This is a genomic window from Micromonospora sp. NPDC048947, from assembly GCF_040649495.1.
In the GTDB taxonomy this organism is placed as follows: domain Bacteria; phylum Actinomycetota; class Actinomycetes; order Mycobacteriales; family Micromonosporaceae; genus Micromonospora; species Micromonospora alfalfae.
In genome coordinates this window covers 26,347-47,344 of record NZ_JBEZFO010000022.1, presented here as the reverse complement: position 1 = coordinate 47,344, position 20,998 = coordinate 26,347, and the positions used below count along the sequence as shown (strand labels likewise).

Here is a 20,998-nt window from a genome sequence, read left to right as displayed (position 1 = left end):
CGGCGTACGTCAGATTCGGCATGAGGACTCTTCGGCTCGCCGTCCCCGCGCTGGCCGTCTGCGTGGCGCTGAGCGCCTGCGGCGGCCAGGGCGTCGGGGGCGGCGCACCCAGCCCGACCCCGACGGGAGCGCAGCCGGTGACCAGCCAGCCCACGCCCGACCCGACGCCCTCGCCGGAGACCGGCACCCGGTCCGTGCCGCCCGGGCTGAAAACTCCGAAACCGGGCGGCCCGAGCACGCCGCCGGGCGTCGGAGCCACCACACTGAGCGGCACCGTGCAGGGCGGTGTGGAGCCCGGCTGCGTGCTGCTCGACGGTTACCTGCTGCTCGGCGGCCCGCGTGAGGTGCTGACGCCGGGTGCCCGGGTCGAGGTCACCGGTCGGGTGGAGCCCGGCATGATGACCACCTGCCAGCAGGGCACCCCGTTCGTCGTGACGGCCGCCCACCGGTCCTGACCTCGCACCAGTGACATGCGGGAGCCCGCCCCCGAACGTGGGGACGGGCTCCTGCCGGTGTTACGAGCGGATCAGTTCACGGCACCGATGGACACGTTGCCGCGCCCCACGATCGCACCCTCGCTGGTGACGATCGCCAGTTCACCGGAGAGCTGACGTCCGTCGGCCGGAACGGCCACCGCGGTCACCGTGCCGGTGATGGTGGCGGACTCGCCGTGCATCAGCGGCACCGCGACGGCCGAAGCGGTGATCGTGCCCAGCGACGCGGACGCGAACGCGTCGTAGTAGTCGTAGGCGGTGCTGGTCCCCGGCCCGTCAACCCCGTACGGTTCCACCACGACGCGGTAGGTGCCGGCGGCCGGGTTGGTCAGCGTGACCGCCTCCTCCGAGTCGCCGTCCGCGGCCCGGCCGACCTCGGTGGTACCCCGGTAGACGAACAGGTCCAGGTCGGCGCCCGCGCTGGCGGGGTTGCCGATCCGGGCGGTGAACGTCGACGTACCCGCCGGGATCTCGACGGTCCACTCCTGGTTGGGACCGCCCTCGGTGATGGTCGGACGCTCGGTCCGCACACCGGTCAGCGCGCCACTGCGGCCGCTGACCGAGACCGGACCGAAGGCGTTGGTGACCTTCCAGCTCACCGGGGTCGGCTCGCCGGCCTCGACACTGGGCAGCTCGACCAGCGCCGGCTCGACAGTCAGGCCCTGCACCCGCGCCTGGAGCTTGAACGGGTTGTTCAGCGCCGGGGACGTCCGCCGCGACTCCACCTCGATCTCCCAGACCCCGGGAAGCGGGTTCTGGTAGTCACGCTCCTGCGGCTTGCAGACGTTGACGTCGGAGAAGTTGGTGTAGCAGACGGTGCTGGTGGTGGCCTCCACCGGCACACCCAACGGGTTGATCGCGATGAACCGGGTCTGTGAACCGGTGGCGATCCCGGAGAGGTTCACCTGAAGTGCCTTGGCGCCCTCGGGCACCGTCACGAAGTACGACGTGAAGCCGTTGCGGTCGACCGAGCCCTCGTTGGCGTACGAGAAGTTGGGCTTCTTCACGTCGTTCGAGGCCACCACCACTGTGGACACCTCGAAGTCGACCACGTTGGTGGTCGGGTCGTCGATCCGCACGATCGCGCCGTGCGCGCCCTCGGTGGCCGGCTTGGCGGTGACGCTGATGGTGACGGGCTTGTTGAGCGGCAGCGCGACGCTCTTCGGCGCCTTGAAGGTGCCGTCGTTGCCCTGGAGCGTGATGGTGTGCTTGATGGTGCCGGCCGGGCCGCTGGTGCGGGTGAGCTTGACCGGGTACGTCTTGCTCTGGCCGACCTTGTGACCGCCCTCGGATGAGGTGCAGCGGTTGTAGACGCCGGTGCCCCGACCCGGGTTCGGCACGAACTTCACACCGTTCCAGATGGTCAGCTGCTCCGCCAGGGGGCTGCAGACCGGCGCGTCGGAGACGTACGACCGGGTTTCGACGCCCTGACGCAGCAGATGCCACGCGCCCGGAACGTTGACCATGCCGTAGCCCTGCGCGTACGTCGGCACGTCAGCGATCGGCTTGGCGGAGCTGAACAGCGCCCGCCGCAGTGCCGCCGGGCTGACGCCCCGGTCGGTGGCCTTGGCGGCCGACAGCAGCAACGCGCCGGCGCCGGCGGTCTGCGGTGACGCCATCGAGGTGCCGTTCAGCATCGCGTAGCCCGGGGGCAGCGCGTATCCGGCCTCGGGGACCGGGGCTCCGAGCTGCCAGGTCGGTGCGGTGGAGATGGCCGAGCCGGGGGCGGCGATGTTCGGTTTGAAGCCGCCGTCCTCGCGCGGGCCACGGGAGGAGAAGTTGAACAGGGCGTTCTTCTTCTTGACGACCGAGCCGTAGTTGGCCAGCCAGGTGTCCTTGCTGATGTTGGCGGCAACGCTGATCACGTTGCTGGCCACCGACGGGTCGCCGACGGTGTTGAGACCCGGGCCGGAGTTGCCGGCCGAGATGACCAACTGCACGCCGTACGTCTCGATCAGTTCGTCGTAGAGGTTCGTCCGCGCGTTGTTGCCGTCGTTCAGGCCCGGAAGACCACCGATCGACATGTTGACGATGTCGACGCCGCGGTTGGCCACCAGGTCGATCATGCCGACGGTGAGGGCCGCCGCGCTGCAGCCGCCGCCCCAGGAGCAGGCGCGGGCGGAGACCAGCTTCGCGCCGGGCGCGGCGCCGTCGAAGGCTCCGTTGCCGAGCATGTCGTTGGCGGCGGTGATGCCGGCGACGTGGGTGCCGTGGGTGCTCTCGACGATGCCGATGTTGACGTAGTCGTAGGTGCCAGGCAGCCCGATCGGCGTGGTGTCCACGTTCTTGCGGAACTCGACCACGAACGGCTGCCGCTCGGCGACCGGGGTCGCCGGGTTGTCGGTACCGAAGTAGCCGATGTCGTACTTCTCCTTGTACGGCCGCATGACCGGGTCGTCGGTGAAGTTGAGGTTCTGGTTGGCGTCCACCCGGATGTTGTTGGTGGCCGGGTCGAAGAGCACACCCCAGGTGTCGGTCGTGTCGCCGTCGCGGTTGACGTCACCCCGGGCGTCGCTCGCGGTGGTGACCGACTCGCTGAACAGGTTGAACCGGTACGTGCCGGCCGGCGCCGTCCAGGTGCCGCCGGCGATGGTGAACGACGGGCCGGCGACCTCGGCCTGCATCCGCCGCCACGAGCCGTCCTCCAGCGGATCGGTAGCGGTGACCCAGTCGACGATCTTGCGCTCGCCGGTGGTGGTCTGCTGCAACGCCGGGTGGGCCAGGTCCACACCGGAGTCCATGATGCCGATCGTGACGCCCCGGCCGTCCCACTCGGGGTGGGCCGCGGTGAACGCCACAGCGCCGGTCTCGTTCGTCGGCATGTAGGGGTTGTCAGCCGGGGTGGTCTCTCCCGGCGCCCCGACGGTGGCCTGCCGCGCGCCGGCGGTGCCGGTGGCGGTGCGCTCCGGGGCCGGGTCCGGCAGTTGGATGACCTCGTCCAGGTCGACGGCCGAGACGCCGGGCAGCCGCGCCGCCTTGAGGACCCGGTCGGTCGGGACCTTGGCCAGCACGAAGCCGACCCGGTCCTGCCGCTGGCTGACGGTGCCGCCGAGCTTGGTGAGGCTGTCGGCGACGTCCCCCGCCTCACCCTTCTCGGTGGCGACGATCAACGTGACGGTCGGGGCCTTCTTGGCGCGGGCCTCGCTGAGCAGTTTGGCGTCGTGGGCGCCCAGCGTCTCGGCGGCGGTGGCCGGGGAAGCGTCCGGTGTGGCGGCGGGAGCGGCGGCCGCTGTGGCGGCACCACCCATTGTCGTCATGGCGCTCGCCGCCAGGACCGACGCGAAGAGCGCGGCTGAGGTGCGCCGGCTCAGGTTTCGGAGTCTGCTCACGTTCTCTTTACCTCCAGAGAACAGGGCCCATCAGAGAAGGGCGCTGTGGTGAGCAGAATCTTTCGTGCTACCGCCGAGCACTGTCACTACTGGTCAGTCCCTTGTGACCAGTTCGTGACATGCGGGTATACGCACTGTCACATGGATGGAGAGCGGGTGGAGACCTCGTCGGCTGCCGGATCGGCCAGCTCGGGAGCCTGCGGCTGCCGGGGCGTCAACTCGACCTGCGCCGGCGTGGCCAACTCGTCGTCAGAGACACCCAACTCGGCGAGCTTGCGGGCGCTGACCAGCACCCGGGCCTCCAGCGAGCCGACCGCCCGGTTGTAGGCGGTCACCGCACCGGCCAGCGAGGACCCGAGCTTGCCCACATGGTCGCCGAGGGTGGAGAGCCGGCCGTACAACTCCCGGGCGAGGGTGTGCACGGCGAGCGCGTTGCGGGCCAGCGCCTCCTGCCGCCAGGAATAGGCCACAGTGCGGAGAAGGGCGACCAGCGTGGCCGGCGTGGCCAGCACCACGTTGCGGGTGAAGGCGTGCTCCAGCAGCGTCGGGTCTCGCTGGAGCGCGACGTCGAGGAACGGGTCGGCCGGGACGAACAGCACCACGAACTCGGGCGAGTTGTCGAACGCCGACCAGTACGACTTGGCGGCCAGGGCGTCGACGTGCCCCCGCAGATGCCGCGCGTGCGCGTCGAGGTGGGTGTCCCGGCCGCGCTCGTCGCGGGCCTCCATGGCTGTCAGGTACGCGTCGAACGGGGCCTTGGCGTCCACCACCACCGAGCGACCACCGTGCAGGCGAACCACCAGATCCGGTCGGACGACCTGCTGGTCGGTGGCGGCGGTGACCTGCTCGGAGAAGTCGCAGTGCTCCAGCATGCCGGCAGCCTCGACGATCCGGCGCAACTGGTGCTCGCCCCAGCGGCCCCGCACCTGCGGTGCGCGCAGCGCCGCCACCAACTGCTTGGTCTCGGTGCGCAGCTCACCGGAGACCGCGTTCATCGAGCGGACCTGCTCACGCAGCTCGGCGTACGCGTCGACGCGGTCGTGCTCCAGCTCGGCCACCCGCTGCTCGTAACGGCGCAGGGTGTCGTGCAGCGGCGCGACCGCCCTGGCCACCGCCTCCTGGGACTGTGCGGTGGCCTCGTAGCTCAACGCCCGCATGGACTGCTCCAGCCGACCCTCGCCCTCCCGGGTGGCGGCCAGTGTGGCATCCAGGCGGGCGATGTCGGCGGCCGACCGGGACCGGGCCGCGAGCCAGCCCACCGCCCCGCCAGCGCCGAGGCACACGATCACCAGGAGCAGCGTCGAGACGTCCATCACCGGAGCTTGCCAGACGGATACGACGTGCGACCCGGGGGTACGTTCGATGACATGGAACTTGTGCTCTGCCTCGCCGTTGTGCTGGTCGGCGCGTTGGGCGCCGCCGCGCTCGTCCGCGCTCAGGCCGGTGCCCGTCGGCGCACCGAGCTCGGCGACGCCCGCGCGGAGGCGCAGCGGTGGTACGAGCGCCTCGGTGGCCAGTTGATGAACCTGCACGGCGACGACCCGGCGGTACGCCAGGCGCTGGCCGACGCCGGTGAGCGGTACAACGCGGCGGGCTCCCAGCTGGAGCAGGCGTCCACGCCGCACCAGTTCGGGCTGGCCCGGGAGACCGCGCTGGAGGGTCTGGCGTACATCCGGGCGGCGCGCACGGCGCTGGGCATCGATCCGGGCCCCGAGGTGCCGACCCTGGCCGCCGCCCGCGGCGTGGGGCAGCTCACGAAGGAACGCGAGGTCGATGTGCAGGGGCAGACCTTCCGGGCCGGGCCGCAACCCGGCCGGGAAACGCCCTACTACTACCCCGGTGGGCGTTATCAGGGCCGACCGGTGCCCGCCGGCTGGTATTCGACGCCCTGGTGGAAGACGGCACTGGGTGCCGGCGCCGGTGTGCTCGGCGGCATCCTCATCGCCGACGCGCTCTTCTCGCCCGCCTTCGCCGACCCCGGGTACGGCTACGACGCCGGCTACCAGGAGGGCTTCGGTGACGGTGTCGACCAGGGCGGCGACGGTGGCGACCAGGGCGGCGACTTCGGCGGCGGCGACCAGGGTGGGGACTTTGGCGGCGGCGACTACGCCGGCGGTGACTTCGGTGGCGGCGGCTTCGGCGGTGGCGACTTCTGACAGTCGTTCAGAGCTACGGAAACGGGCCCCGGTCGCAGCGACCGGGGCCCGTTTTCCGTACCTGTCGATCAGCCGGTGTTGCGCATCCCGGCCGCGATGCCGTTCACAGTGGTGAGCAGCGCGCGTTCCAGGGCGGTGCCGTCGCTCGGCGCGCGACGGCCGCCCGGTGCGGTGGCGATCGCCCGCCCGGCAGCGCCCGACTCCCGGTACTGCCGCAGCAGCGCCACCTGGAGATGGTGCAGCGGCTCCAGGTAGGTGTCGCGGACGGCCAGGGTGCGCTGGAGCACCGGCGAGTTCTCCAGCAGGGCCGGTGAGGCGGTCACCGCCAGCACCTCCCGCTTGGTCAGCTCGTACTCCTGCTCGATCTGCTCGAAGATCGGGTGCAGCTTCTTCGGCACCAGCGTCTCGACGTACCGGCGGGCGATGCTCAGGTCGGTCTTGGTCAACATCATCTCGACGTTCGACAGGAACGTGCGGAAGAAGTGCCAGTTGCGGTGCATCTCGGCCAGCACGTCCGCCAGACCGGCCTCGCGGGCGGCGGCCAGCCCGGAGCCGACGCCGAACCAGCCCGGCACGATCTGCCGGGTCTGCGTCCAGCCGAACACCCACGGGATGGCCCGCAGCCCGGACAGCCCGGCGCCGGTGTTCGGGCGCTTCGCCGGCCGGGAGCCGATGTTCAGCGCGCCGAGCAGCTCGGTGGGGGTGGACGCCCAGAAGTACGCGGGCAGGTCCGGGTCCTCGACCAGCGACCGGTAGGACCGGAACGCCGACTCGGAGACCACGTCCATCGTCGCGTCCCAGCGCTCCAACATCTCGGCCGGCTGGCGGGGTGCGGTGTGCAGCAGGGTCGCCTGGAGCACCGCGGCGAGGGTGAGCTCCAGGTTCTCCCGGGCCAGCGAGGGCAGTGTGTACTTGTCGGAGATCACCTCGCCCTGCTCGGTCACCTTGATCGCGCCGTCCATGGTGCCGTACGGCTGCGCCAGGATCGCCTCGTGCGTCGGCCCGCCGCCGCGCCCGACCGTGCCGCCCCGGCCGTGGAAGAGCCGCAGGTGCACACCGTGCCGGGCCGCCACGTCGCGCAGCGCGCGCTGCGCCCGGTGGATCGACCACTGGCTGGTGGTGATCCCGGCCTCTTTGTTCGAGTCGGAGTAGCCGAGCATGACCTCCTGCACGTCACCCCGGGCCGTCACCAGCGCCCGGTACGCGGGCAGCGACAGCAGCTCGTCGAGGAGTTCGCCGCCGGAGTTCAGCTCGGCCGGGGTCTCCAGGAGCGGGACGAACCCGATCCGGGCCCGCCCGCTGTGCACGTCCACCAGGCCGGCCTCGCGGGCCAGCACCACGGCGGCCAGCACGTCGTCGACACCCAGGGTCATCGAGATGATGTACGACTCGATCACCTCGGCACCGAACCGGTCCTGTGCCTCCCGGATGGTGCTGAACACGTCGAACGTCTTGCGGGCCGGCTCGGACAGCGACGTGTCCACAGTCGACAGCGGACGGCGACCGGTCAGCTCGTCGGCGAGCAGCTTGGTGCGTTCCAGCCGGGTCAGCGCCGGGTAGTCGGAGACCTCGCCGACCGCCTCGTAGAGCTGCGCGAGCACCGCGTGGTGCGCCTCGGCGTGCTCCCGGACGTCCATGGTGGCCAGGTGCAGGCCGAACGCGGAGACCGTACGGATGGTGGAGGCCAGCCGGCCGACCGCTGTGAGCTGCCCGGAGTTGCGGGCCAGCGAGGCGCGCAGCAGGTCCAGGTCGGCGATCAGCTCGGCGGAGCCCTGGTAGTCCCGGCCCGGTACGTGCGCGGTGCCCTGGCGCAACCTCAGCCGGGTGTTGGCGAGCTTCGCCTTCACGCAGCGTGCCTTGAGCCGGTACGGCTCCTCTGCGTTGACCCGGCGGAAGCGCTGTGCCACCTCGGGCAGCGCGTCCAGGTCGGCGGCGAGGCTGGCGGAGAGGTCCAGGGAGACCCCGCGGAGTCGGCGGGACACCGAGACCTCGTTGATCAGGTGGTCCATCGCCTTCTCGGTGGCCGCGATGCCGTGCTCGTGCTGAATGGTCAGCACCTCACGGGTGACCGCCGGGGTGACGAACGGGTTGCCGTCGCGGTCGCCGCCGATCCAGGTGCCGAAACTCAGCGGCCGGGCCGTCGGTGAGGTCTCCACACCGAGCGTGCGCAACGTGTCGGCCAGGTCGTCGAGCACCTGCGGGGCGGCCTCGGCGTACAGGTCGCGCAGGTAGTAGATGGCGTTGCGGGCCTCGTCGGTCGGGTCCGGCCGGTCGAGCCGCAGCTCGTCGGTCTGCCACATCAGGTCCAGCAACTCGGCCAGCCGGCGGTTGGCCGGGCCCTCGTCGCTGGCGCCGTAGAGGATCGCGTTGGCGGTCTCGGTGTCCAACTCGTCGGCGATCGCCCGCAACTTGGACAGGATCGAGCGACGAGCCGCCTCGGTCGGGTGCGCGGTGAAGACCGGTCGCACCGCCAGCCGGCGAGCCGCGTTGGCGATCTCCTCGGCCGGCACCCCGCGCTCGGCGATCATCTTGGCGGCCTGGTCCAGCCAGCCGCCCTGCACCGCGCGGCGGCGGCGCAGATCCCGCGCCCGGTGCACCTGCTCGGTGATGTTGGCCAGGTGGAAGTAGGTGGAGAAGGCGCGAGCCAGCTTGGTGCCGGTGGTCACGTCGAGCCCGCCGAGGCGCTGGGCGGCCGCCGGGGCGTCGGAGCGGACCTGGGCGCGGATCTCCTCGACGAGGTCGAGCAGCGGGCGACCCTCCTGGCGGGCCAGGGTCTGGCCGAGGAGGGTGCCGAGTCGGCGAATGTCGGCGCGCAGTGCGGCGTCCGGGCCGTCGTGGTCGTGCTGGTCGGTCACGATGCGCTCCCTTACGTGGATACGAAGGACAGCGCTGTCCGACTTACTGGATGGTATCCGCGCGCAGGGGATGTCTGGAGGGCCCCCTGGTGATCCACTGCCCTCAGGAGGGTGTTTTCCGGGGTGATCTCAACCACCGTCGCGGTCCGGCGAGGGGCCCGAGCGGGTCGTTGCGGTGCCGGAGGGGGCGGCCCGGCGACCCCGGACCAGGCTCGCGCTGACCAGTCCGAGCCCTCCGAGCACCGCCCAGATCCCGAGGGCGGAAGCGGGCCAGCCGGCCGACCGCCAGTCGAAGTACACAGCGGCCTTGGTCAGGTCGTTGGCGAGCCCGGGGATGTTCCAGCGGTGCATGCCGCGCAGCACCCCGGGCAGGAACTCGGGCGCGTAGATGCCACCGGAGCCCGGGTTGCCGAGCACCACCAACAGCAGGATGACCAGCGCGGTGCCCGCGACGCCGAGCCAGCCCTGAATGGCGCTGGCGAACATGGCTGCGGCGAAGACGGCCAGCGCCCCGATGGCGGCGATCGTCGGTACGTCGTGGTGCCAGATGTCCAGTACGGGTCCGACCACCACCGCGCCGGCGATGCCGAGCAGCACGCTGTAGACCGCCAGGGCGGCGACGCGCAGTCCGGCCCGTCGCGCCGTACGGGGGGTGGTGCCGGCGGATATCCCGAGCACCGTCGAGGCGAGGTAGCCGCCGAGCACGTACCCGACATTCAGGTAGAAGGGCACCACCCCGCGCGTGTCGGCCGGGGTGACCGGAACCTCGTCGACGATCCGGAGCGGGGTCCCGGTGCGGGTGGTGGCGGTACCCAGGACCTCCTTGATCGCGCTGGTGGCGGAGGGGCCGGAGGCGCTCGCCACGGTGAGGAGCAGGCCGTTGTCTTCTCCGGTGCTGAGTACTGCGTACACCGCGCGGCTGAGCAGCCCGTCCTCGGCGGCGGTCGGGTCGTCGTACCCGATGGGTTTGAGGATGGTGGTCTGGCCGCGCACGGCGTCGAGCGTCGCCTGGGCGCGTTGGTCGCCGGAGACGACGCCGATCGGAAGGTCGCGGGGTGTGGGCTGGTGCAACGCGCCGACGTAGGCAGCGATGAACGCCGTGGCCAGCACGAGGGTGCCGAGGAGCAGTCCGATGCTGCGCGGCGCCCAGTCGCGAGCCGTGCCCCGCGGTTCTTCGTCCACGTTGTTAGCCTATGGCCCGATTTGCAGACCCCAGGGTGGAATCAGCTCGCCGTCCCCGAGGCGCGGCAGAGACCAGCGGTGCGGCAGGCGTCAGGGGTCGACGACGGCGAAGGCGCGGACCGAAAGGTGCCGGTGCCGGCCCCCATCGGCGGGGCAGCGGTCAGCGCCCTCCGCTCCGCCAAGATCGTGCTCGATCCAGGAAAGAGTGCGGTCTGCCGGCTTCGAGACCACTACATCCTGGATCGAGGACGATCTTGCTCGGTGTGTCCGCCGCGCGAGGCGGCAGCGGGACGGATCGCCCCGCCCGGTCACCTGTCGGCGCGCTCCGGCGCGGTCGACAGTGCGGCAGCGACAAGATCCGCACAACATCGAGGAACTGCCGCCTCCCGCGCCCCGGACGCGGCAATCTCCGGGAAGTTGCGCGGATCTTGGAACGAGGGGTGGCCTGCGGGGACACGGCGCGCGGCGCGGACCTGGGCGGAAGGGGGTGGCTGTCGGTCGACGGGGATAGGCTTGCGTCGTGCACCCCCCGTCCGGCTGGACGAGGGGCCGCCGTCGTGTGCGTCGACTCCCCGAAAGGTTTCCCTTGCTCACCGGTCTGTTCACCGCCGCCCTGGCCGACCCCGGGCTGACCCGGGCGCGTGACCTGGCGCGCTCCGGTGCCGCCCAGGTCGACGGCCTCGACATCACCGCCCCGGCGGCCCTGCGCCCGTTCGCCGTCGCGGCGGTCGCCGCCGACAACGACGGCGCCGGGCGACCGGTGCTGGCGGTGACCGCCACCACCCGGGAGGCCGACGACCTCGCCGCCGCGCTGGGCGGGTTGCTGCCGGCCGAGCAGGTGGTGGTCTTCCCCTCCTGGGAGACGCTGCCGCACGAGCGGCTGTCCCCCCGCTCCGACACCGTCGGCCGGCGGCTGGCAGTGCTGCGCCGGCTGGCGCACCCGGAGGCGACCGACGCGCACGGCGGCACCGGTCCACTGCGAGTGGTGGTGGCCCCGGTCCGTTCCCTGCTCCAGCCGCAGCTCAAGGGGCTCGGCGATCTGGAGCCGGTGCAGCTCGCCGCCGGCGAGGAGGCCGACCTGGAAGAGGTCGCCCGCCGCCTGATCGACATGGCCTACGCCAGGGTCGACCTGGTCACCAAGCGCGGCGAGTTCGCGGTGCGTGGCGGCATCCTGGACGTCTTCCCGCCCACCGACGAGCACCCGTCGCGTGTCGAGTTCTGGGGCGACGAGGTGGAGGAGATCCGCACCTTCGCCGTCGCCGACCAGCGGACCATCGAGCAGGTTCCGCTGCTCTGGGCACCGCCCTGCCGCGAGCTGCTGCTCACCCCGGCGGTCCGCGACCGGGCCGCCGCGCTCGCCGAGCAGCACCCCGAGCTGGCCGAGATCCTCGACAAGCTGGCCGAGGGCATCCCGGTGGAGGGGATGGAGTCGCTGGCCCCGGTGCTGGTCGGCCCCGACTCGCTGGAGCTGCTGCTGGACGCCATGCCGGCCGGCACCCACGTCCTGCTCTGCGACCCGGAGCGGATCCGCACGCGGGCGCACGACCTGGTGCGTACATCGGAGGAGTTCTTGCAGGCCAGCTGGGCCGCCGCCGCGGTCGGCGGCCAGGCGCCGGTGGACGTCGGCGCCGCCGCCTTCCGCACCCTCGGCGAGGTGCGCGCCGCCGCGGGCAGGCTCGGCCAGCCGTGGTGGACGCTGTCCCCGTTCGGCCTTGTCGAGGGGGAGACCGCCGAGACTCGGCAGCCGTGGGAGGACGCGCCCGAGCAGGCCAGCGTGACCCCGGACGACGCCATCGCGGTGACCCTCGCCGCACAGCCGGCCCCGCTGTACCACGGCGAGACCTCGCGGGTGGTCGAGGACCTCAAGCGTTGGGCCGGCGAGGGTTGGTCGATCGCGCTGGTCTTCGAGGGGCACGGCCCCGCCCAGCGGGCGGTGGAGGTGCTGCGCGACGCCGGCCTGGGCGCCCGGTTGGTCGAGGAGGTGCCGACAGCGCCCGTCCCCGGCGAGCTGGTGGTCACCTGCGGTGCGCTGAGCAGCGGGTTCGTCGACGAGGCGTCCCGTTTCGTGCTGCTCACCGGCAATGACGTGACGGGCGGTCGCGGCACCTCGACCCGGGACATGCGCAAGATGCCGAGCCGCCGGCGCAACACCATCGACCCGCTGGAGCTCAAGGCCGGCGACTTCGTGGTGCACGAGCAGCACGGCATCGGCCGCTACGTGGAGCTGGTGCAGCGCACCGTCAACGGCGCCAGCCGGGAATACCTCGTCATCGAGTACGCGGCCAGCAAGCGGGGCCAGCCCGGCGACCGGTTGTTCGTCCCGACCGACCAGCTCGACCAGCTCTCCCGCTACGTGGGCGGCGAGCAGCCCACCCTGCACAAGATGGGCGGCTCGGACTGGCAGAAGTCCAAGGCACGGGCCCGCAAGGCGGTCCGGGAGATCGCCGCGCAGCTCATCCAGCTCTACGCCGCCCGCAAGGCGTCCAAGGGGCACTCGTTCGGCCCGGACACCCCGTGGCAGCGGGAGCTGGAGGACGCCTTCCCCTGGCAGGAGACGCCAGACCAGCTCGCCGCTATCGACGAGGTCAAGCGGGACATGGAGCAGACCGTCCCGATGGACCGGCTGATCTGCGGCGACGTCGGCTACGGCAAGACCGAGATCGCGGTCCGGGCGGCGTTCAAGGCGGTACAGGACGGCAAGCAGGTGGCGGTGCTGGTGCCGACCACCCTGCTGGTTCAGCAGCACTACAACACGTTCGCCGAGCGGATGAGCCAGTTCCCGGTCCAGATCCGGCAGCTGTCCCGCTTCCAGACGGCGAAGGAGACCGAGCGGACGCTGGAGATGGTCGCCGACGGCACCGTCGACATCGTCATCGGTACGCACCGGCTGTTGCAGACGGCAACCCGCTTCAAGCAGTTGGGCCTGGTGATCGTCGACGAGGAGCAGCGCTTCGGTGTCGAGCACAAGGAGCACCTGAAGACGCTGCGGGCGTCCGTCGACGTGCTCAGCATGTCCGCCACCCCGATCCCGCGCACCCTGGAGATGGCGATCACCGGCATCCGGGAGATGTCCACGATCGCCACCCCGCCGGAGGAGCGGCACCCGGTGCTCACCTTCGTCGGCGCGCAGGACGACCGTCAAGTCGCCGCGTCCATCCACCGTGAGCTGCTCCGCGACGGGCAGGTCTTCTACCTGCACAACCGGGTCGAGTCGATCGACCGGGCGGCACGGCGGCTGCGGGAGTTGGTGCCCGAGGCGCGGGTCGCTGTGGCGCACGGCCAGATGAGCGAGGACGCCCTGGAGAAGGTCATGGTCGGCTTCTGGGAGAAGGAGTTCGACGTCCTGGTCTGCACCACGATCGTGGAGTCCGGCATCGACATCCCGAACGCCAACACCCTGATCGTGGAGCGGGCCGACCTGCTCGGCCTGGCCCAGCTGCACCAGATCCGGGGCCGGGTCGGCCGGGGCCGGGAGCGGGCGTACGCCTATTTCCTCTACCCGCCGGAGAAGCCGCTCACCGAGCACGCCCACGAGCGGTTGGCCACCATCGCCCAGCACACCGAGTTGGGCGCCGGCATGTACGTGGCGATGAAGGACCTGGAGATCCGGGGCGCCGGCAACCTGCTCGGCGGCGAGCAGTCCGGGCACATCGAGGGCGTCGGCTTCGACCTGTACGTGCGGATGGTCGGCGAGGCGGTCTCCGCGTTCAAGGGTGAGCGGCCGGAGGAGGAGACCGACGTCAAGATCGACCTGCCGGTCGACGCGCACCTGCCACACGACTACGTGAGCGTGGAGCGGCTGCGCCTGGAGATGTACCGCAAGCTCGCCGAGGCGCGCGACGAGGAGCGGCTGGGTGAGGTGATCGCCGAGATGACCGACCGGTACGGCGAGCCGCCCGCCCCGGTGCAGAACCTGGTGGAGGTGGCCCGGTTCCGTCTGCTGGCCCGCCGCTACGGCCTGACCGACGTGTCGATGCAGGGCAAGCACGTACGGTTCGGCCCGCTGCCGCTACCGGACTCGAAGCAGTTGCGGCTCAAGCGCTACCACCCGGATGCCGTCTACAAGCAGGCCACCGACCAGGTCAGCGTGCCCCGACCGACCACCCGTCGGATCGGCGGCGAGCCGCTGCGTGACCAGGCGCTGCTCCAGTGGTGTGCGCAACTGCTCTCCGATGTGCTCGGTGCTCCCGCCCCACTCGCCGTCGCCGCGAGCGCCTGAGCCATCGCTGTGGCCGCGAGCGCCTGAGCCGGCGGTGTGCTCTCGACCAGGGACGGCGCGTCGACGCCGTCCCTGGTACGGGGATGAGCGAAGGTGGGGGGTGTCACAACCCCGGGTGACGGCGTGAGAGAGTGACGGCTATGCGTGCTCGCCGTCTTGCCGCCGTCGCCACTGTGGCGCTCGGCCTCGTCGCCCTCTCCGGTTGCCGTGCTGAGCCTGGTATCGCCGCTTACATCGGTGACCAGCGCATCACCGACGTTCAGGTCACCAGCGCGATGAAGGACCTGCGGACGAAGAACCCGGCCCCGGAGTCATCCGCCAGTGGGCAGCCCGCGGCGCCGCAACCGACCCTGCCCAAGGTGGCCGACGTGGTGCGGACCATGGTGCTGACGAAGGTGTGCGAGAAGCTCTCCGCCGAGAAGAACTACCAGCCGCGCGGCCAGGTGGCGGCCGACCAGGCCGCCCAGCAGCTCGGTCTCGACCCGGAGACCGGGCACGTGCGGGAGGTGGCGAAGCTCTTCACCTGCCTGTCCGGGTTGCCGGCCGAGCCGGTCGAGCCGAGCAAGGAGGAGATCGCCGACGTGATCGCCGCCGGGCGTGCGGCCGGCAAGATCCCCGCCGAGGTGACCGATGCGGAGGCCGCCCAGCAGCTCGACGGCGAGCAGCTACGCGGCGCGCTGGCGACCAAGAGGATCCTGGCCGAGGCGGTCGGTCGTTACGACGTCACGGTCAGCCCTCGGTACCGTCCGCTTGAGTTCCCGCTGCTCAGCTTCGCCGGTGACGCACCCGCGGTGAGCGTGCCGTTGGGTGAGCCGGGCTCCGACGCGGTGACCGACATCTCCACCCCGGAGGCGCCGACCGGGACGCCGGAGGCCGAGGGCACGGCCAGCTGAGCATGACCGCACGGATCGTCCTCCTGGTCACCTCACCCCGGTTGCCCGCCGGCCTGTTGACGGCCGCGGCCTGGGACGTCGTACGCCAGCACCCGGTGTTGACCGGCGCGGACAGCGAGTTGACCACGGCCGTGCGCCAGGCGGGCGCCGAGGTCACAGTGGTGGACGGCCCGGCGACGCAGCCGTTGCTGGACGCTGTGGCGACGCACGGCACCGTGGTGTGGCTGGCCGGTCCGGCGGGTGACGAGACGCTGGCCCGGGAGTTGGGTCTGCGGTTGGCCCGGCAGCCGGGGTTGGCCGAGATGGAGTTGATGTACGGCTCCTGGGATCCGCCGGGTGCCAGGCTGCTCGACGCGGTGGCCGTGCTGGATCGACTGGCCTCTCCGGGTGGCGACCCGTGGAAGCGGGCGCAGACGCACCGCAGCCTCGCGGGTTATCTGCTGGAGGAGAGCTACGAGGCGTACGACGCGATCTGCGCCGACGACACCGACGCGCTGCGCGAGGAGTTGGGCGACGTGTTGTTGCAGGTGGTGCTGCACGCGCGGCTTGCCGAGGAGTTGCCCGAGGACGAGCGGTGGACGATCGACGACGTGGCCGGTGGTCTGGTCGACAAGATGATCAGGCGTAATCCGCACGTCTTCGCCGGTGCTGAGGCGGGCACCCTGGAGGAGATCACCGAGAACTGGGAGCGGATCAAGCGCGCGGAGAAGGCACGGCACTCGGTGTTGGACGGCGTGGCACTGAGTCAGCCCGCGCTGGCCCTGGCGACGCAGATCCTGGACCGGGCCGCCCGCACTGGCGTCAACGTCCCACTCCCGTCGGCCGACGACCAGACCGACGCCGAGGCAAGGCTGGGCGCCGACCTCCTGGCAAGGGTGGCCGCCGCCCGCGAGGCGGGCACAGACCCAGAAGCGGCTCTCCGCCGCACCACCCTCGCCCACGCCGAAACCATCCGCAAAGCCGAACCCCCACCCCCACCCCCACCCGCCGGGTCGCGGTGATCAAGAGGTTTACGTCAAGAATCGGCTCGGACCTGACGCAAACCTCTTGATCAACTCGACGGCGCCGGGGCGCTGGGTGGAACCGGCGGCGGAGCGTGCGGCGGTCGGTAGGGTGGGGCGGTGGAAGCGTTTGGGGTGCTGGCTGAGCGGGTTGTCGAGGCTTTACTGGAGTCGCGGCCGGGGGTTGCCACCGCCGCCGGCGACCACCGCTTCGACGACCGGCTGCCGGACCTGTCCGCCGACGGGTTGACAGCCGATCGGGCGATGCTCTCCGACGCGGCCAACGCACTGTCCGAACTGGACCCGGACTCGCTCGACGTCGACGAGCAGGTCGACCACGCGCTGCTCACCTCATTCGTGGACCGGGAGCTCTTCGAGCTGACCGAGATCCGGTCGCACGAGTGGGACCCGCTGCGGCACAACCCCGGCCCGCTGCTGCACCCGCTGCTGGCCCGCCCGTACGCCCCCGCGGACGTGCGGCTGACCCAACTTGCCGGCCGGCTCGCCGCCGTACCGGACGCCCTCGCCACCGCCCGCGCGACGCTGCGGGACATGCCGCGCATCCACGCGGAGACGGCGGTCGGGCAGTTCACCGGCACTGCCGCGCTGATCCGCGACGAGCTGCCGGCGTTGCTCGCCCAGGCGCCGGGCCACCTGGACCGGGTCGAACCGGCGGCCACCGCCGCGATTGCCGCGCTGGACGAGTTCGTCGCCTGGCTGCGCGTCGGCCTGGCCGCCGACGCCGGCCCCGGCCGTGACCCGCGACTGGGCCGGCGCCGCTGGGAGGCCCGGCTCTGGCACACCCTCGACACCGAGTTGGGCGCCGCCGAGATCCAGCGCCGCGCCTGGGCCAACCTGGACCGCGTCACCGCGGAGATCCGCGAGGCGGCCGTCGAGCTGGTCGGCGGCCCGGCCGACGACGCGTCAGTACGTCGGGCGTTGGACCTGCTCGCCGCCGAACACCCGAACGACGCGACGATCGTCGAGCTGGCCGCTGTGACACTGGACGAGGCGACCGACTTCGTCCGCGCACACGACCTGGTCACCCTTGTCGACGACCGGTGTGTGATCCAGGAGATGCCGGAGTTCGCCAGGGGGGTCGCCGTGGCGTACTGCGACGCGCCCGGCCCGCTGGAGACCGCCGCCGTGCCGACCTTCTACTGCATCGCGCCCACCCCGTCGGACTGGCCGGCGCAGCGGGTCGAGTCGTTCTACCGCGAATACAACGACCACATGATCCGCAACCTCACCGTGCACGAGGCGATGCCCGGGCACTTCCTCCAGCTCGCCCACGCCCGCCGCTACGTGGGTGGCACGCGGGTCCGCGCGCTGGCCGAGTCCGGCCCGTTCATCGAGGGCTGGGCGGTCTACGCGGAGGAGGTGATGACGGGCCTCGGCTTCGGCGGTCTGCCGGTGCGGTTGCAGCAGCTCAAGATGCAACTACGGATGACAATCAACGCGCTGCTCGACCAGTTGGTGCACGCCGAGGACCTGCCCGAGGCCGAGGCGATGGCGTTGATGACCGGGCGCGGATTCCAGGAGGAGGGCGAGGCGGCCGGCAAGTGGCGGCGCGCGCAGCTCACCTCCACCCAGCTCTCCACCTACTTCGTCGGGTACAGCGAGGTCGCCGACATCGCCGCCGCCCGCCCGGACGGGGTGTCGGTCCGCGACTGGCACGACGCGATGCTCGCCCACGACTGCCCGCCCCCGCGCCACCTGCGCACCCTGCTCGGTCTCTGAGGAGAACCGGGCCGCGCGGGTCTCACCGCCGCCCGGCGGTCACCGTCGCGTCGATGAGCCAGCGCGAGATGGAGTACGCGGGCGGCAGTTGCGCCGGCAGCGCATCCAGGCCGAACCACTGAGCGCTGGTCAGCTCCCGCCCGTCGACCACCGGTTCGGCCTGCGGGTCGGCGGCACGGGCGGTGAAGCCGGCGAGCAGCACGCTCGGGCCGGAGATCGCCCACGGTTGGCTGCCGAAGTAGGCCAGCCGGTCGACGGGCAGCCCGACCTCCTCACCGACCTCCCGGTGTACCGCCGCCTCAAGTGTTTCGCCGGCCTCGACGAAGCCTGCCACCAGCGCCCACAGCCCGGTCGGACCGGTGGCGTGCCGGACCAGCAGCAGCTCGTCGACGTGCCCGGGCGGGCCGGGCCGGGTGATCGCCACCAGTACGGCGGCGGAGAGCTGCATCGGCACGTACAGCCCGCAGTCGGGGCACTGTCGGGCGGTCTCGCCGGGTCGGTCCGCCAGCTCCGCTCGGCAGGCGCCGCACCACCGGTGGGTACGCCGCCAGGTCAGCACCGCCAGCGCCCGGCCGGCGAGCGTGGCGTGCGGCTCCGGCACCTCGGCGGCGAGTGACGCCCAGCCGCGTGACGGGCCGGGAAGGTCGGTGGCGGTGCTGGTCAGGTCAGTGCCCCAGGCGGGCACTCCGTCGAGCGTGCCCAGCGGCACCCAGTCGGTGTCGGCGGGTAGGTCGGCGACGCGGAGGGGTCGACCGTCGACGCCGGTCAGCAGCTTCGCGCCGGTCACCGGCAGGGCCAGGTCGCCGGGGCCGGGAGGCCGGCTCCGATCGGCTCCCGGCAGGAACCCACCGGGCGGCGTTCCGGTCGCGGACCCGTCGGGTGGTGCGACTGTTGGGCGCTCTGCCGGTCTGTCGGTCACGAGCCGCCGGGGCGGCGGTCGACGACGTCGGCCCCGGCGGGCGGGTCGAACGCGCCCTCGTCGACTGTCGCGGAGTAGTTGCTCAGTGCCAGCTCCATCGGCTTCCCGTCGACCGGCCCGATGAAGCTGCCGAGCACGCCCTCGGTGGTCACGCAGGCGGTGAAGTCGCCGGACGACGAGCTCTGCACAGCGACGCAGGCGGCGTGGTGCCCGGCGACTGTGGTGTCGCTCTGCCTGATGACTGCCTGTGGGTCGAGCGCGGCTGCGGTGAGCAGCCCGACCACCACCGGCGGGGTGACGAGGCCCTGCTGGTTGGCCTCGCCGAACAGCGTCACCGTGGGCTTGCTGCCCGGCGTGGGCGGGGTGATCAGCGTGCACTGGGGGCGGGCGGCGGTCGTCGCGCACCGGGTGATGGCCTCCGGGGTGACGGTGAGTTGCCCGCCCGGATAGGTGTACGTGGATCGCGCCGGGTCCTGCGCCTGCACGATCGCGGCGCGCTGGCCGCCGGGCAACTGGTAGTCGGCCGAGTAGGTCAACTCCAGGGCCCGATCGAGCCGGGCGGCGAGGTCGTTGACGAGGTCCGAGCGGCCCATGGCGACTCCGGCGTCCTCGAAAGTCTGACAGCCGGTGACCGTGAGCGACGCGATGACCGACACGGCGAGCATGCGGAGGGTGGTCGAGGCGGCGGGCATGGCGACCAGCCTGGTGGATCTGGTCCGCGCAGCGCAAACCCGTTGCCGGTTGACGCCCGGAAATCCGGGAATGTCCGTCAACGCGGGGTGACCCGGGTGCGCGGGCGACGCCGTGCCCGTTCGCGCCGCCCGATACGCTGCGTTCAACACCTGCCTCAGCCGCACCGTCGCGGCCCACCCACGGACCGGATCACAACAACGAGGAGCGACTTAGTGGCAACCATCGAGGGAATCGTCGCCCGGGAGATTCTCGACTCGCGGGGCAACCCGACGGTCGAGGTCGAGGTCGGTCTGGACGACGGCACGGTAGCCCGCGCCGCCGTGCCGTCCGGTGCCTCCACCGGCGCCTTCGAGGCGATCGAGCTGCGCGACGGTGACGCCGACCGCTACCAGGGCAAGGGCGTGGAGAAGGCGGTCTCCAACGTCGAAGACAAGATCGTCGACCAGATCATCGGGTACGAGGCCAGCGAGCAGCGGCTGATCGACCAGAAGATGCTCGACATCGACGGCACGGAGAGCAAGTCGGAGCTGGGCGCGAACGCCATCCTCGGGGTCTCCCTGGCGGTGGCGAAGGCCGCTGCCGGCAGCGCCGAGCTGAGCCTCTTCCGCTACCTGGGCGGCCCGAACGCGCACCTCCTGCCCGTGCCGATGATGAACATCCTCAACGGTGGCGCGCACGCCGACTCGAACGTCGACATCCAGGAATTCATGATCGCGCCGATCGGCGCGCCCACCTTCCGTGAGGCGCTGCGCTCGGGCGCGGAGGTCTACCACGCGCTGAAGTCGGTGCTGAAGAAGAAGGGCCTGTCCACCGGGCTCGGCGACGAGGGTGGCTTCGCGCCGAACCTGCCGACGAACGCGGCGGCCCTGGACCTGATCGCCGAGGCGGTCGAGAAGGCCGGTTACCGGCTCGGCACCGACATCGTGTTCGCGCTCGACGTGGCGGCCACCGAGTTCTTCGACAACGGCACCTACACGTTCGAGGGTGCCGCGAAGTCCGCCGAGGAGATGAGCACCTACTACACGAAGCTGGCCGACGAGTACCCGATCGTCTCGATCGAGGACCCGCTGGCCGAGGACGACTGGAGCGGCTGGCAGACGCTGACCGCCTCGATCGGCGACCGGGTGCAGATCGTCGGTGACGACCTGTTCGTGACCAACCCGCAGCGCATCGCCCGCGGCATCGCGGAGAAGGCGGCGAACGCGGTCCTCGTCAAGGTCAACCAGATCGGCTCGCTGACCGAGACCCTGGACGCGGTGGACCTGGCCCACCGGGCCGGCTTCAAGTGCATGATGAGCCACCGTTCCGGCGAGACCGAGGACACCACGATCGCCGACCTGGCGGTGGCCACCGGCTGCGGCCAGATCAAGACCGGCGCCCCGGCCCGCTCGGACCGTGTCGCCAAGTACAACCAGCTGCTCCGGATCGAGGAGGAGCTGGCCGACGCGGCGCGCTACGCCGGCGCTGGCGCGTTCCCGCGCTACCGTTCGGCCTGAGCCACGAAAGCCTCGGGGGAG

The 20,998-nt window shown here is 71.6% G+C and carries 13 protein-coding genes; 7 read left to right on the top strand and 6 right to left on the bottom strand.

Features of this window, described 5'->3' with window-relative positions; translation table 11 throughout:
• Window positions 1–20 precede the first annotated feature (20 nt).
• Complete coding sequence (locus AB0B98_RS27115) at window positions 21–455, top strand: hypothetical protein (protein ID WP_357366299.1); 435 nt, start codon at window positions 21–23, stop codon at window positions 453–455.
• Window positions 456–526: 71 nt separating this feature from the next.
• Here the strand turns inward: AB0B98_RS27115 and AB0B98_RS27110 are convergent, their stop codons facing one another.
• Together AB0B98_RS27110 and AB0B98_RS27105 are read right to left on the bottom strand one after the other, a co-directional pair.
• A complete protein-coding gene (locus tag AB0B98_RS27110; protein WP_357366297.1) occupies window positions 527–3,823 on the bottom strand; it encodes a S8 family serine peptidase in 3,297 nt (1,098 codons plus the stop codon).
• Window positions 3,824–3,960: 137 nt separating this feature from the next.
• Window positions 3,961–5,136 (bottom strand): DNA recombination protein RmuC, encoded by a 1,176-nt coding sequence (locus AB0B98_RS27105; protein WP_238666689.1) that lies wholly within the window; start codon window positions 5,134–5,136, stop codon window positions 3,961–3,963.
• A 54-nt stretch (window positions 5,137–5,190) separates the two neighbouring features.
• Between AB0B98_RS27105 and AB0B98_RS27100 the strand changes: the two genes are divergently transcribed.
• Complete coding sequence (locus AB0B98_RS27100; RefSeq protein ID WP_357366295.1) at window positions 5,191–5,979, top strand: hypothetical protein; 789 nt, start codon at window positions 5,191–5,193, stop codon at window positions 5,977–5,979.
• A 68-nt stretch (window positions 5,980–6,047) separates the two neighbouring features.
• Here the strand turns inward: AB0B98_RS27100 and ppc are convergent, their stop codons facing one another.
• Complete coding sequence (gene ppc, locus AB0B98_RS27095; protein ID WP_357366293.1) at window positions 6,048–8,834, bottom strand: phosphoenolpyruvate carboxylase; 2,787 nt, start codon at window positions 8,832–8,834, stop codon at window positions 6,048–6,050.
• Window positions 8,835–8,963: 129 nt separating this feature from the next.
• Window positions 8,964–10,016, bottom strand: coding sequence for a hypothetical protein (locus AB0B98_RS27090; protein WP_357366291.1), 1,053 nt, complete (start codon window positions 10,014–10,016; stop codon window positions 8,964–8,966).
• A 586-nt stretch (window positions 10,017–10,602) separates the two neighbouring features.
• Here AB0B98_RS27090 and mfd point away from each other — a divergent pair.
• The 4 genes from mfd to AB0B98_RS27070 all read left to right on the top strand — a co-directional run bounded on the left by mfd (window position 10,603) and on the right by AB0B98_RS27070 (window position 17,869).
• Window positions 10,603–14,235: a transcription-repair coupling factor gene (mfd, locus tag AB0B98_RS27085; protein WP_357366290.1), complete on the top strand. Its 3,633-nt coding sequence runs from the start codon at window positions 10,603–10,605 to the stop codon at window positions 14,233–14,235.
• Between the two features lie 140 nt (window positions 14,236–14,375).
• A complete protein-coding gene (locus AB0B98_RS27080; RefSeq protein ID WP_357366288.1) occupies window positions 14,376–15,128 on the top strand; it encodes a hypothetical protein in 753 nt (250 codons plus the stop codon).
• 2 nt (window positions 15,129–15,130) lie between these two features.
• A complete protein-coding gene (locus tag AB0B98_RS27075) occupies window positions 15,131–16,129 on the top strand; it encodes a nucleoside triphosphate pyrophosphohydrolase (RefSeq protein WP_357366286.1) in 999 nt (332 codons plus the stop codon).
• Between the two features lie 120 nt (window positions 16,130–16,249).
• Window positions 16,250–17,869: a DUF885 domain-containing protein gene (locus tag AB0B98_RS27070; protein ID WP_357366285.1), complete on the top strand. Its 1,620-nt coding sequence runs from the start codon at window positions 16,250–16,252 to the stop codon at window positions 17,867–17,869.
• Window positions 17,870–17,891: 22 nt separating this feature from the next.
• Here AB0B98_RS27070 and nudC read toward each other — a convergent pair whose 3' ends face one another.
• Together nudC and AB0B98_RS27060 are read right to left on the bottom strand one after the other, a co-directional pair.
• Entirely contained in the window at window positions 17,892–18,656 is a 765-nt protein-coding gene (gene nudC / locus AB0B98_RS27065) for an NAD(+) diphosphatase (RefSeq protein WP_357366284.1), read from the bottom strand.
• 128 nt (window positions 18,657–18,784) lie between these two features.
• Window positions 18,785–19,480 (bottom strand): hypothetical protein, encoded by a 696-nt coding sequence (locus AB0B98_RS27060; protein ID WP_357366282.1) that lies wholly within the window; start codon window positions 19,478–19,480, stop codon window positions 18,785–18,787.
• A 213-nt stretch (window positions 19,481–19,693) separates the two neighbouring features.
• Between AB0B98_RS27060 and eno the strand changes: the two genes are divergently transcribed.
• Window positions 19,694–20,977, top strand: a complete 1,284-nt coding sequence (gene eno, locus AB0B98_RS27055; protein ID WP_091394269.1) for a phosphopyruvate hydratase — start codon at window positions 19,694–19,696, stop codon at window positions 20,975–20,977.
• The last annotated feature ends 21 nt before the right edge of the window (window positions 20,978–20,998 follow it).